The organism is Pedococcus sp. P2_F6 (genome assembly GCF_056403675.1).
This window is the reverse complement of sequence record NZ_JBFUEZ010000001.1, coordinates 195,615-208,343: the sequence shown is the minus strand read 5'-3', so window position 1 is coordinate 208,343 and position 12,729 is coordinate 195,615. Positions and strand designations below refer to the sequence as shown.

The window sequence follows — 12,729 nt, the reverse complement described above, 5'->3', positions numbered from 1 at the left end:
CTACGGCTGGGCGGCCCGCGCGGCCTCGGCGGCTCGCTCCACCCACTTCGGCTGGGTGCCGTAGCGCTGGCTCGGAATCAGCCGGCCGGCCGCGCAGTCCTCCACCAGCTGGACCATCCGCTTGTCGCGGGTGGCCGCCTGCTTGGCCGTCAGCACCCAGTACACGACGTGCTTCCGGTAGGTCTCCGTGGCGACCTCCCAGAAGGCGCTGGCGGCCGCGTCGCCGGCCAGCTGCGCGGCATACTCCGGCGGCAGCTCGAGGTCGCCTCGGTTCTCGTAGGAGTAGATGCTGGAGCGGTCGTCGCGGCGCCGCTCGTAGGCGGCCAACCCGGGCGGCTGCATCCGCCCCTCCGCCTTGAGCCGCTCGACCGAGGCGATGTTGATCGAGCTCCAGTTGCTCGTGCGCTTGCGCGGGGTCCAGCGCTGCCGCGTCGTGTCCTCGTCGACGCGCTGCGCGACCGAGTCGATCCAACCCCAGCACAGCGCCTCGATGACGGCCTGTTCCCAGGTGAGCCCGCGGTCTGGGACGTGCCTCTTGTACAGGCCCATCCAGAGCTCCGTGGCGGTGTCGTGGTTGGCCGCCAGCCAGGCCGCGAACTCCTCAGGCCCCGAGAAGAACGTCGCAGGCCTCTCCGGTGTCCCGCCCGGTGTGCCGATCTGGCTGGGCGTGCCTTTCCTCGTCATGGGCGAAGCCTGCCACGACGGTCCGACGCCCGCGCCAGGTCTGGTACCCCACCGCTGCCGCGGCGATGCCGAGTGCCCACAGCACGTGCCAGCCGTTCATGACCAGCAGCCCGAGCACTGACGTCAGTGCGGCCAGTGCGGTCCACCACACCTTGGTGCCCCGCGGGAGCAGGCGCACCGCCGCTGCCGTGCCGAGCACGTACACGAGCGTGAAGCAGCCGGTGGCCAGCAGCATCAACGGCGTCATGCCCAGGTGCAGCACCTCGCCGGCGGTCAGCCAGAGCACCGACTGCCCCGCGATGAGGGCCAGGCTCCGTCGTGGCACCTCACCGGCGCCGGCGCCCACGGCGAGGTATGCGGGAAGCGCACCATCGCGGGCCAGCGCGGCCCCCAGCCGGGACCCGCCGGCGTAGTACGCGTTCATGGCACCGACCGTGAGGAGGACGGCCACCACGGCGGTGACGACGCGCACCCGTCCACCGACGCCCGCCGCGAGGAGGTCGGACAGCGGCGCCTCGCTGGAACCGGTGGCAGGCCCGAGCACCATCAGGCTGGTGGCAGCGAGGGCGAGGTAGAGAGTGCCCACGACCACCACGGCAACAGCGGTGGCCCTGGGCACGTCGCGGGACGGGCGCCGGTAGTCCCCGGCGAGGGACGCAACAGCCTCCCAGCCTGCGAACCCCCAGACCAGCAGTGCAGCTGCCGACCCCACGGCGGCCCAGCCGTGGGGGGCGAAGGGCTGGAGGTGGTCCACTCGCGCATGCGGCAGGGCGGCGGCGATCGTGACCACCATCAGCGTGGCGAGGACTGCGGTGAGGCCCAGCTGGATGCGCCCCGACAGGCGCAGCCCGGCGGCGTTCATCAGCCCGACGCCGACGATGAGGCCAGCCGCGACAGCGACCGCCACCGCGCGCCCACCGCCCACCGCATCGGAAACGTAGCCACCTGCCATCAGCGACGCCGGCGGCGCCCCGACCGGCACCGCGAAGTAGAAGCACCAGCCGACGGCTGCGGAGGCCTTGGGCCCGAAGGCACCCCGCACATAGGTCGAGACCCCACCGCTGTCGGGGAACCGCGCACCCATCGCGGCGAAGGTCGACGCGAGCGGGACGCTGAGCAGCACCAGGGCCGCCCAGGCGACGAGCGAGGCCGGTCCGGCAATGCCCGCAGCGAGGGCCGGAAGCGTGATGACGCCCGTGCCGAGCACCGCGCCGATCGACAGGGCCGCCCCCTGTGGCACGGACAGCCCGAACGGCCGGGTGCCCCTGCCCTTGGTCGCGGCGGAGTCGGGGGTGGCGTCGGGGGTCGTGCTGGTCTTGGCCATGCCTCCAGCGTGCCGGTCGATTGGACCCGTGCGAAGAGCCAGTTCTGGCCATCCTGATTGGACCAATCTAGGCTGGCGGAGTGAACCCGCACCTGCGCCCGCAGCTGGGCCTGTCGCTCGACGGCGTGGTCGTCGGCGACCGGGCCTCGACCCTCTACCAGCACCTGCTCGAGGCCATTGTCGACGGACGGCTGGTCGCGGGTTCGAGGGTGCCGCCCACTCGCGAGCTCGCTGCCGAGCTGGGCCTGTCGCGCGGCACGGTCACCACGGTCTACGACCGCCTCACCGCCGAGGGCTTCCTGGCGACACGAGTGGGCTCGGGCACCTTCGTGAGCAGGGAGGCCCGACCGCACCGCACCCGTAGCGCACCGGTGGGCGACGTGCGTCCACGCGCCGTCTGGTCGACCCTGCCTCCCCCGGTGCTCGACTCGCCGGCGGCCGAGTTCGACCTGTCCGTCGGCGGTCCCGACACCTCGTTGTTCCCCCTCGCGGTCTGGCGGCGGCTCGTCTCGGCCACCCTCCGTCCTTCCCTGCTGGCCGCCTCTGCGTACGAGGGCCAAGGGGACGCCGCACTGCGGCGGGAGATCGCACGGTATGCCGGCCTGTCCCGTTCCGTCGTCGCCGGCCCGGAGGACGTGCTGCTCACCAACGGCGCCCAACAGGGGCTGGACGTCGTCGCGCGGTCAGTGCTCGACCCCGGTGACGTCGTCGTCGTCGAGGACCCGGGGTACACCGCCGCGACGCGGCTGTTCGTCTCGCACGGCGCCCGGGTCCAGGGGGTGCGCGTGGATGCCGAGGGTCTCGTCGTCGACGAGCTCCCGCGCACGGCCCGGATGGTCTACGTCACCCCGTCCCACCAGTTCCCGACCGGGGCGGTGATGTCACTGCGGCGGCGGATCGCGTTGTTGGAGTGGGCCTCTCGACGGAACGCGGTGATCGTCGAGGACGACTACGACTCCGAGTTCAGGTTCGAGGACAGGCCGCTCGCGCCACTGCAGAGCCTCGACCGGGACGGGCGTGTCGTCTATGTCGGGTCGTTCTCCAAGACCCTGATGCCGTCGCTGCGGGTGGGCTACCTCATCGCACCCCAGTCCCTCCAGCACACCCTGCGACAGGCCAAGCTGCTGACGGACTGGCAGGGAGATGCCGTCACCCAGGGCGCCCTCGCGCGGTTCATGGCCGAAGGTCTGCTCGCCGCGCACGTCCGCCGGGTCACCCGGATCTACACCGAGCGCCGCGCCGCCCTCGTGAACGGTCTGCAGAGCCTTCCGGCGGGTGTCCTCGAGCTGCTCCCGTCGGCAGCTGGGCTGCACCTGTGCGCCTACTTCGTCGACCGGACCGTGGACGACGTGGCGGTGGCATCGGCCGCGTGGGAGGCCGGTGTGTCGCTCGAGCCGGTGTCCGTACGGTTCCTCGACACCCCGCCGAGGCCGGGCCTCGCGATGGGGTTCCGTCGAGTCACGGTCGAGCAGGTCCCGGAAGCCATCCGCCGTCTCGCGACCGTCCTCCCGCTGTAGCCCCTCAGCCGCCGGAGACGGACAGCTCGGCCTCGGACACCGCCAGGCGATGGGCCTCGCTGAGCTCCTGGCTGTCGAGCCAGCCCTCGGGCAGGGCGACGTGTCGGGGTGATCCAGCGCGCCCGCGCTGCCCCTCGGCAGGATCACCGGGCCAGGGGGCCGAGGCGTCCATCGTGGCGATCAGCCGGTCCAGCGCGGCCAGCGAGTCGACGAGCGCCAGCTGGTGGCGCACTGTGGAACCTGCCGGGAATCCCTTGAGGTACCAGGCGATGTGCTTGCGGATGTCTCGACAGGCCTTGTACTCGTCGCCGTAGAAGTCGATGAGGTACTCGGTGTGACGGCGCATGGTGGCCGTCACCTCGCCGAGGGTGGGCTCGACACGAGCCGGCGTCCCGGCGAAGGCCGCCGCCAGGTCGGTGAACAGCCAGGGACGACCCAGGCAGCCGCGCCCGACGACCACGCCGTCGCAGCCCGTCTCGTGGGCCATCCGGACGGCGTCCTCGGCCGACCAGATGTCGCCGTTGCCGAGGACCGGGATGCTCCGCACGGTCTCCTTGAGTCGCGCGATGGCGCTCCAGTCGGCTTCGCCCGAGTAGGCCTGCGAGGCGGTGCGACCGTGCAGGGCCACGGCTGCGACCCCGGCGCGCTCGGCGATGAGCCCGGCCTCCAGGTAGGTCAGGTGCTCGTCGTCGATGCCCTTGCGCATCTTCACGGTGACGGGCACGGCATACGGGCTGGCCTCCCGGACCGCGCCGGTGACGATGGCCTGGAAGAGGTCGCGCTTCCAGGGCAGGGCGGCGCCGCCGCCCTTGCGGGTCACCTTGGGGACGGGGCAGCCGAAGTTGAGGTCGATGTGGTCGGCGCGGTCCTCGGTGACGAGCATCCGCACCGCCGCGGCGACGGTGGCTGGGTCGACGCCGTAGAGCTGGATCGACCGCGGGTTCTCCTGGGGGTCGTGCTCGATGAGCCGCATCGACTCGGGCGTCCGCTCGACAAGGGCGCGCGAGGTGATCATCTCGCTGACGTAGAGCGAGGTCGCGCCACTGGCGCCGCCCTGGTCGAGCCCCTGGTCGCCGTACTCGCGGCACAGCTTGCGGAATGCCCGGTTGGTGATGCCGGCCATCGGGGCGAGCACGACCGGGGACTCGATGGTGTGCCGGCCGATCTGCAGCGGAGGCAGGACGGCGGTCGACGCCTGCTGCTGCGGGGCGGAGCGCGTTGAGGTCGTGGTCATGGCGGCACCAGTGTCCCATCTGGTGCTTGACTGGCCGAATGCGTGCCCTGATCAGCGCCGCCGAGCTCCTCGCAGACCTCACCCGGGATCCGGGTGCAGTCGTCCTCGTGGACGTCCAGTGGAACCTCACCAGTGCAGCCGGCCCGCCCGGGCGAGAGCTGTATGCCGCCGAGCACCTCCCGGGTGCCCACCACGTCGACCTGGACGCCGAGCTCGCCGGGCCGCCCGGGCGCGGAGGTCGTCACCCGCTCCCCCAGGCACACGCCGTCGCCGCGGCGGCGCAGCGGTGCGGTGCCGCGAACGACTCGCGCATCGTCGTCTACGACCAGGGCCCGTCGTATGCCGCGGCCCGGGCGTGGTGGGTGCTGCGCCACTTCGGGGCTCGCGACGTGCGGGTTCTCGACGGCGGTCTCGCGGCCTGGCGGTCCGCAGGTGGTCCGGTGACGTCGGAGCTGCCCGCACCCGGCGCGGGCGCGTTCGAGGCACACGCCGGCGGCATGCCCGTGATCGATGCGGTCGGAGCAGCCACGGCAGCCAGGGACGGCGTGCTCCTCGACGTCCGGACGCCCGAGCGCTTCCGTGGCGAGACCGAGCCGATCGACCCCGTGGCAGGTCGGGTGCCGGGTGCCGTCAACGCCCCCGCGACCGACAGCGTCGGCCCGGACGGACGGTTCCTGGGTGCCGACGACCTGCGAGAGCTGTTCTCACGCAAGGGACTTCCGACGTCGGGACCGGTGGTGGCCTACTGCGGGTCGGGGGTCACCGCCGCGCACACCGTGCTCGCCCTCCACGAAGTGGGCATCGAGGCGGCTCTCTACGCAGGGTCGTGGAGCGAGTGGATCACCGACCCGAGCCGTCCGGTCGCGACGGGCGACTGAGCCCGCTGCGCTACACAACCACCGCTCAGAGCCAGCCGTACTCGTCGGCGATCCGCACGGCGTCCGCGCGGTTGCGTGCCATGGTCTTGCCGATCGCTGACGAGAGGTGGTTGCGCACGGTGCCCTCGGAGAGGCTCACGTGCCGGGCGATGTCCGCCACCGACCCGCCCTCGCGGGCAGCGATCAGCACCTCGGTCTCGCGCGCCGTGAGCGGCGACTCACCACCGGCCAGCGAGTCTGCGGCCAGGGCCGGGTCGACCACCCTCAGCCCCGAGTGCACGCGGCGCACGGCTTCGGCGAGCTGGCGGGCGGGAGTGTCCTTGACGACGAAGCCACTGGCGCCGGCCTGCAGCGCGCGACGCAGGAAGCCGGGGCGGCCGAACGTCGTGACGATCAGCACCCGCACGCCGGGCATTGCCTCGTGGAGTGCCGCGGTGGCAGCGATCCCGTCCAGCCCCGGCATCTCGACGTCGATCAGCGCAACGTCCGGCTTGCTGCTGCGAGCCGCGGCGACCACGGCATCACCGCTGCCGACCTCCGCCACGACCTCCATGTCGGGTTCGAGCCCGAGGAGGGTGGCGATGGCACCGCGGACCATGGCCTGGTCGTCGGCCAGCAGCAGGCGGATCGTCATGCCTGAACCCTCTCGTGCCAGTCCGGATCCACGGAGCGCGGGGGCGGCGAGGAGGTGACCGACAGCTCGAAGCCGTGTGGTGAGACGGGCCCCGTGACGAGCCGGGCGCCGGCGCCCTCAGCGCGTTCCTTGAGTCCGAGCAGTCCGGTGCCGGGCGTGCCCGGCCGGGCGCCGGCACCGTTGTCGACGACGGTGATCCCCCGCTCGTCGAGAGTCACTCGACAGCTGGTGGCACCGCTGTGCCGGATGACGTTCGTGACGCCTTCGCGCAGCGTCCAGGCGCACAGCTCGCGCAGGTGGCTGGGCACGGCGTCGGCCGCGGTGGGCAGGTCTGCCTCGATCCCGGCGGATGCCAGCGAGGACCGGGCACGGGCCAGCTCGGCCGGCAACGACGTCTCGCGGAAACCCGCGACCGCCTGGCGCACGTCGGCGAGGGCGTCCCGGGCGAGCCGCTCGAGGTCCCCGACCTCCACCTTGGCCCGCTCGGGGCTGACGTCCATCAACCGCGCGGCCAGCTCGGCCTTGACGGTGATGACCGTGAGGCTGTGGCCGAGGATGTCGTGGACGTCGCGGGCCATCCGGTTGCGCTCGTCCTGGATGGCCAGGCGTGCGTTCTCCTCACGCGCCTCGGCCAGGGCACGCTGCCGCTGCGACGCGATCATCCCTCCGGTGACGGCGGCCATGGCGAGCACCATCGACATGCTGATGCTCGCGTCGTGACGCCAGCCGTCGACGTGGAAGGTGAGGAACTCGTAGAGCGCCACCAGCGCCCCACCGATGGCCAACCCGATGCGGACCTGGAAGGTCCACAACCCCGACACCGCGAGGAACACCCACGTGGCTGCACCTTCCTGGCCGATGGTGAGGGGGGCGAGGGCAGCCAGGACCGCCAGGGCGGCCCAGTAGAGGAGCCCCACCGACGTGACGTACCAACGCGAGGCGATCGACCCGCGGGTCCCCCAGACCGCCGCTCGCAGGTGGGAGAAGTGCACGAGGTAGAGCACGACGAACAGCGCGAGCACCACCAGACCACCATCGGCGCGCAGGGTCTCTCGCTGCTCCCAGGCCGCACCGACAGCGTCCCAGAGGAACACCAGCCAGATGCTGGCGAAGAAGAAGCCGAGGACTCGTTCGCCCCAGGTGTTCTCGCCCGTGCCCGCGAAGAACTGCGGGCGCGGCTCGGGAGCCCCCACGCGCCCGGGGGTTCCCGGGACCACGTCCTCGGTGCTGTGCTCGCTCACAGGCCCCAGCCTCGCAGAGACGGGGTCGGTGGTGAATGGGCGCAACGCCCGCAGCAGGCTCAGACGCGCGCCGTGTCGCGTCGGAAGCGCCATGCCGCCCCTCCCGCAAAGACCACGAGCCACAGCGCCACGTTGACGACCGCCGCCCACCCAGGACTTGTCCCCTTCAGCGGCGCATGGGCCAGCTCGCTGAGGCCGTACATCGGGGTGAGCTTCGCGATCGTCTGGAACGTCGACCCCATCTGGTCGAGCGGCGTGAACAAGCCACCCAGGAAGGCCAACAGGGCCAGGCCCGGACCGAGGATCTGCATGACGTTCTCGCTCGGCAGCAGGTAGCCCATGAACACCCCGAACGCCGCGAAGACGAGCGACCCCACCCACGCGATCAGGGCTGTCTCGACCCACAGGGGGCCGTCCAGCTGCGCCTGGGTGAAGCCCCCCGCGGCATACGTCACAGCAACCGAGACCGCACCGAGGAGCATTGCGACGAGCACCTTCACGACGATGTATGCCGCGGGCGTGAGCGGGGTGAGCCGCAGCTGGCGGCTCCATCCCTGGCTGCGTTCCGTGGCGACCATGGCGCCACCCGCCGTCGTGGAGAGCATCGCGCCGTACAACGCCATCGAGATCATGATCGAGGCCGCCCAGTTGCCGTGCGCCCCGGCGCTCTTCAGCGAGTAGTCCTTCCCGGTCCCGAACAGGAGGAAGAAGACGACGGGGAGCACAACCGAGAAGATCACGGTCCTCCGGTTGCGGAGCATGCGGCGCAGCTCGAGCCGCAGCAGGGTGCTGTTGAAACCGCCGAGAGGTGGGACGTCCCGCTGCGGGACCGCGGACGCGGTGGTGGACGTGGTGGTGCTCATGGCTGTCCTTCGTCGGTGGTGAGCGAGATGAAGGCGTCCTCCAGCCCGCGCGAGGTGATCTCGAGGTCGCGAGCGTCGGTGGACACGAGCAGGTGACGGGCGACGGCATCGCTGTCGGTGGACGCGATGAGGATGGAGTCACCCCTCACCTCCACGGTTTCGACCCCGGGAAGTTCTTGCAGCGCAACGACATCCGCGCCTGGCCACGTCGCGCGGACCGTCCTGCCTGACACCAGTGCCTTGACCTGCGCCGCCGTGCCGTCGGCGACCACCTGGCCGTGGCTGACCAGGACGATCCGGTCCGCGTAGGCATCGGCCTCCTCGAGGTAGTGCGTGGCGAACAGCACCGTGCGCCCCTGCTCGGCGTCCTCACGGATCGCCCCCCAGAAGTCGCGACGCCCCGTGACGTCCATGCCGGTCGTGGGCTCGTCGAGGACGAGGAGCTCAGGGTCCGGCAGCAACGCCATGGCGAACCGCAGCCGCTGCTGCTGGCCGCCGGAGCACTTCACGACCCGCCGTCCGGCGATGTCCGAGATGCCGGCGCGACCCAGCACCTCGGCCACCGGTCGCGTGTTGCTGAACAGGCTCGCGGTGAGCCGCAGGGTCTCCTCGACCGTGAGGTCCTTGAGGAGTCCGCCGGTCTGCATCACGGCCGAGACCAGCCCACGTCGGACTGCCGCCGAGGGCTCCATGCCGTAGACCTGCGCGCTCCCCTGGTCCGGGCGGGACAGCCCGAGCACCAGGTCGATGGTGGTGGTCTTGCCTGCCCCGTTGGGACCGAGGAACGCGACGATCTCGCCGGGTCGCACCGTCAGGTCGATCCCCCGGACGGCGCGCACGCTGCCGAAGCTCTTGGTGAGCCCGCGGAGCTCGATGGCAGGCAGCTCCTCCGCGGCTCGTGGCACCCCGAGCGTCTTCGCGGGGGTCTGCATCTGTGGCATGGCGCCACGATGCCGCGAGGGACCGCCCCTGGTCTCGGACAGTCGTCACGACGTCCCCATGACGTCTGTCAGGTGGGCCCCCATCGGACAGGTGCCGGGTCAGTTGCGCACGCCAACGTTGAGCGCGATGGCGGTCGGCGGGTCGTCGGCAGCGCCAGTGGTCAGACGGGACACGTCGTAGACCGCTCCGGTGTCGACGTTCCAGGCCAAGATCCACCGGCCGTGGCTGCCGACCGACTCGTACAGGACGGTCGTGGCGTCGGCCCAGCCGAGCACCGTGCAGCACCCCTTGAACCGGCCGGTCTGTCCGTCCGGGTTCTCCGGTGCCAGCAGGACACGGGCCGAGGCAGACCCCGCGTCGACGACCAACAGTCCCTGGTAGATCGGGCCGTTGCCGCGCCGAATCACCTCTGCCGTCACGTTCTGGTCGAAGAACACACCCGTCGCCGCCAACACACCCGTGCTGACCGTGTCCTTAAACACTGAGGCCACCGGGGCCCGCACGGGGGACTCAGCCCCTGGGTGCCCCAGCTCGTCGAACCTCGTGACCATCAGCCCGTCCGAGTTCATGTCGACAGACGTGACCCGGAAAGTTCCGTCGTACCCAGCATCGACCCGCACGGCCTTCGCGCCCGGTTTCCCGGGGTCGATGACCCAGGCCTGATGATCGGCATCCCGAGCCACAATCGCACTGCCCGAGGCATTCCATCCGGCCCACTCCACGACCAGGGACGGCACCGGATAGGAGACCGTTTCACCGGTCTGGGTGTCGAGGCGGACCACGTGGTCCCGTTGGGGGAACACGACGTACCGCCCTCCCCCGCCGAAGGCACGGGGACCCAGCGGCGTCGCGGCGTTCCCGTTGGCCTCGTCCGTGCTCACCAGGTCGACCTTGTCGACGACGGTCTGCGTCCCGTCCCTCGCCACGAGCACGGGATGGAAGACGTCCCCGTCCGCGCGCAGGTAGACCGCGACCACTGACGCGGGCGGGCCGGCAAACGGGTGGGCGGCGCTCCTGGCGCGGACGTCGATGACCGAGGGCAGCCCGGCATCGAAGTCGGGCAGCTGCGCCTCGGCGCCCTCCAGGGGCATGACCGCGTATGCCGTTCCGTCCGACAGGGTGCCGGTGCGGGCCGGCGTCGTGGAGGTGATGGCGGGCGTCGGCCGGGGCTTGGTGGAGCCCCCCAGCTGGACGGCGGCGACAGCCAGCCCCACCGCCGCGACGACACCGACGGCGCCCACCGCCAACCGGCGGCGACGTGCTCGCTCGGCCTTGGCAGCAGCCCACGCGCCCTGGGCGAAGTCCACCTCCGGCAGCTGCTCGCTGGCCCGCTCGAGGAGGCTGCCGAGATCCCGTTCGGTCATGGCTGGTCCTTTCCGGACAGGTGTGGCGCGAAGTCCGGCAGCAGCGTGCGCAGCCGACCCAGCGCCGCGTGCGTCTGGCTCTTCACCGTGCCGACCGAGACGCCGAGCACCTCCGCGGTCTCTGCTTCGCTGCGGTCCTCGAAGAAGCGCAGCACGACCATCGCGCGCTGCTTGGGCGTGAGCTCTGCCAGGGCTCGTTCGAGGTCGACCCGCTGCCCGGTCTGTTCCGATCGGTCGTGGACCGGGACCTCGATGAGCGGCAGGGACGACAGCGACTCGCGCCGAGTCCTGCGCCACGAGGACACGGCGTCGCGGTAGAGGATCCGCCGCACGTAGGCGTCAGGGTTCTCGTGCCGGAGCCTGTCCCAACGGGCTGCGACCTTGGTCAGCGCTCCCTGGAGGAGGTCCTCGGCCAGGTGGGCGTCACCGCAGACGAGGTACGCCGCGCGAAGCAACCGGTGCTGGCGCGCCCGCACGTAGCGGGCGAACTCCTCGTCCACCTCGTGCCGCATGCCACCTCCCACCTCGGCGAGTCATCTCACCTCAGTAACGCACGAGACCACGCAAAAGGTTGGCGTCAGCAGCCGAGCAGGCGCCCTCCGAGGTACTCCTCGACCTTGTCGAGCGAGACGCGCTCCTGCGCCATGGTGTCGCGCTCACGGATCGTGACCGCCTGGTCCTCGAGGGTGTCGAAGTCCACGGTGATGCAGAACGGCGTGCCGATCTCGTCCTGACGACGGTAGCGACGACCGATCGCCCCCGCGTCGTCGAAGTCGATGTTCCAGTGCTGGCGCAGGGTGGCCGCGAGGTCGCGGGCCTTCGGCGACAGGTCGGCGTTGCGCGACAGCGGGAGCACGGCGGCCTTGACCGGGGCGAGGCGCTTGTCGAGCTTGAGCACGACGCGCTTGTCGACACCGCCCTTGGTGTTGGGCGCCTCGTCCTCGGTGTAGGCGTCGACGAGGAAGGTCATCAGGCTCCGCGACAGGCCCGCCGCGGGCTCGATGACGTAGGGCGTGTACTTCTCGCCGCTCGCCTGGTCGAAGTAGACGAGGTCGGTGCCCGAGTGCTTGCTGTGCGTCGTGAGGTCGAAGTCGGTGCGGTTGGCGATGCCCTCGAGCTCGCCCCACTCGCTGCCGGTGAAGCCGAAGCGGTACTCGATGTCGACGGTGCGCTTGGAGTAGTGGCTGAGCTTCTCCTGGGCGTGCTCGAAGTGGCGCAGGTTGTCGGGGTTGATCCCGAGGTCGGTGTACCAGCGGGTGCGCTCGTCGATCCAGTACTGGTGCCAGTCCTCGTCCTCGCCGGGCTTGACGAAGAACTCCATCTCCATCTGCTCGAACTCGCGCGTGCGGAAGATGAAGTTGCCCGGGGTGATCTCGTTGCGGAAGCTCTTGCCGGTCTGGGCGATGCCGAACGGCGGCTTCTTGCGGGCCGTGTTCATCACGTTGAGGAAGTTGAGGAAGATGCCCTGAGCGGTCTCGGGCCGCAGGTAGTGCAGGCCCGACTCGTCCTCGACGACACCGAGGTAGGTCTTCAGCAGCCCGGAGAACTGGCGCGGCTCGGTCCACTGGCCACGGGTGCCGCAGTTGGTGCAGGCGACGTCGGCGAGCTTGACCTCGTCGGGCGAAGTCAGCCCGTGCTTGGCCCCCGACTTCTCGAACACCGCTTCCTGGAGGTGGTCGGCGCGGAACCGCTTGTGGCAGGACAGGCACTCGACGAGCGGGTCGGAGAACGTCGCGACGTGGCCGGAGGCCTCCCAGGTCTGGAGCGGAAGGATCACCGAGGAGTCCAGACCCACGACGTCGTCGCGGCTGGTGACCATGCTCTTCCACCACTGGCGCTTGATGTTCTCCTTCAGCTCGACGCCGAGCGGGCCGTAGTCCCAGGCCGACCTCGTACCTCCGTAGATCTCCCCGCAGGGAAAGACGAAGCCTCGGCGCTTGCAGAGGGAGACGACGGTGTCGACGGTGGAAGGTGCAGCCATGCGCAGAAGGTTACTGTGCGTGCGTCGGCTCGGCTCTCGACGGGTATGCCGCGTGGCCGCCTCCGTC

12 protein-coding genes are annotated in these 12,729 nt (G+C 70.9%); 2 read left to right on the top strand and 10 right to left on the bottom strand.

Annotated features, from left to right (window positions below; all coding sequences use genetic code 11):
• Both AC1DWP_RS00955 and AC1DWP_RS00950 read right to left on the bottom strand, forming a co-directional pair.
• Complete coding sequence (locus AC1DWP_RS00955; protein ID WP_477612584.1) at window positions 1-684, bottom strand: YdeI/OmpD-associated family protein; 684 nt, start codon at window positions 682-684, stop codon at window positions 1-3.
• The gene (locus AC1DWP_RS00950) at window positions 602-2,008 is read right to left on the bottom strand and encodes an APC family permease (RefSeq protein ID WP_477612583.1); all 1,407 of its coding nucleotides are present in this window, start codon (window positions 2,006-2,008) and stop codon (window positions 602-604) included. Before AC1DWP_RS00950 ends, AC1DWP_RS00955 begins: the two co-directional genes overlap by 83 nt.
• Before the next feature lie 80 nt (window positions 2,009-2,088).
• On the opposite strand from AC1DWP_RS00950, the gene pdxR reads away from it, so the two are divergent.
• Window positions 2,089-3,525, top strand: coding sequence for a MocR-like pyridoxine biosynthesis transcription factor PdxR (gene pdxR / locus AC1DWP_RS00945; protein ID WP_477612582.1), 1,437 nt, complete (start codon window positions 2,089-2,091; stop codon window positions 3,523-3,525).
• A 4-nt stretch (window positions 3,526-3,529) separates the two neighbouring features.
• Here pdxR and dusB read toward each other — a convergent pair whose 3' ends face one another.
• Window positions 3,530-4,759: a tRNA dihydrouridine synthase DusB gene (gene dusB / locus AC1DWP_RS00940; protein WP_477612581.1), complete on the bottom strand. Its 1,230-nt coding sequence runs from the start codon at window positions 4,757-4,759 to the stop codon at window positions 3,530-3,532.
• Window positions 4,760-4,797: 38 nt separating this feature from the next.
• On the opposite strand from dusB, the gene AC1DWP_RS00935 reads away from it, so the two are divergent.
• Window positions 4,798-5,637: a sulfurtransferase gene (locus AC1DWP_RS00935; protein WP_477612580.1), complete on the top strand. Its 840-nt coding sequence runs from the start codon at window positions 4,798-4,800 to the stop codon at window positions 5,635-5,637.
• A 25-nt stretch (window positions 5,638-5,662) separates the two neighbouring features.
• Here AC1DWP_RS00935 and AC1DWP_RS00930 read toward each other — a convergent pair whose 3' ends face one another.
• From AC1DWP_RS00930 to AC1DWP_RS00900, 7 genes are all read right to left on the bottom strand, one after another.
• Window positions 5,663-6,271, bottom strand: a complete 609-nt coding sequence (locus tag AC1DWP_RS00930; protein ID WP_477612579.1) for a response regulator transcription factor — start codon at window positions 6,269-6,271, stop codon at window positions 5,663-5,665.
• Window positions 6,268-7,512: a sensor histidine kinase gene (locus tag AC1DWP_RS00925; protein WP_477612578.1), complete on the bottom strand. Its 1,245-nt coding sequence runs from the start codon at window positions 7,510-7,512 to the stop codon at window positions 6,268-6,270. The genes AC1DWP_RS00930 and AC1DWP_RS00925 overlap by 4 nt, the downstream gene beginning before the upstream one ends.
• Before the next feature lie 59 nt (window positions 7,513-7,571).
• Window positions 7,572-8,375, bottom strand: coding sequence for an ABC transporter permease (locus AC1DWP_RS00920; protein ID WP_477612577.1), 804 nt, complete (start codon window positions 8,373-8,375; stop codon window positions 7,572-7,574).
• Window positions 8,372-9,307 carry an ABC transporter ATP-binding protein gene (locus AC1DWP_RS00915; RefSeq protein WP_477613407.1) on the bottom strand — a complete coding sequence of 312 codons (936 nt, stop codon included), beginning with the start codon at window positions 9,305-9,307 and terminating at the stop codon, window positions 8,372-8,374. Before AC1DWP_RS00915 ends, AC1DWP_RS00920 begins: the two co-directional genes overlap by 4 nt.
• A gap of 108 nt (window positions 9,308-9,415) precedes the next feature.
• Complete coding sequence (locus tag AC1DWP_RS00910) at window positions 9,416-10,681, bottom strand: hypothetical protein (RefSeq protein ID WP_477612576.1); 1,266 nt, start codon at window positions 10,679-10,681, stop codon at window positions 9,416-9,418.
• On the bottom strand, window positions 10,678-11,193 hold the full coding sequence (locus tag AC1DWP_RS00905; RefSeq protein WP_477612575.1) for a SigE family RNA polymerase sigma factor: 516 nt from the start codon (window positions 11,191-11,193) through the stop codon (window positions 10,678-10,680). The genes AC1DWP_RS00910 and AC1DWP_RS00905 overlap by 4 nt, the downstream gene beginning before the upstream one ends.
• A 65-nt stretch (window positions 11,194-11,258) precedes the next feature.
• Complete coding sequence (locus tag AC1DWP_RS00900) at window positions 11,259-12,662, bottom strand: glycine--tRNA ligase (RefSeq protein ID WP_477612574.1); 1,404 nt, start codon at window positions 12,660-12,662, stop codon at window positions 11,259-11,261.
• Window positions 12,663-12,729: the final 67 nt, after the last annotated feature.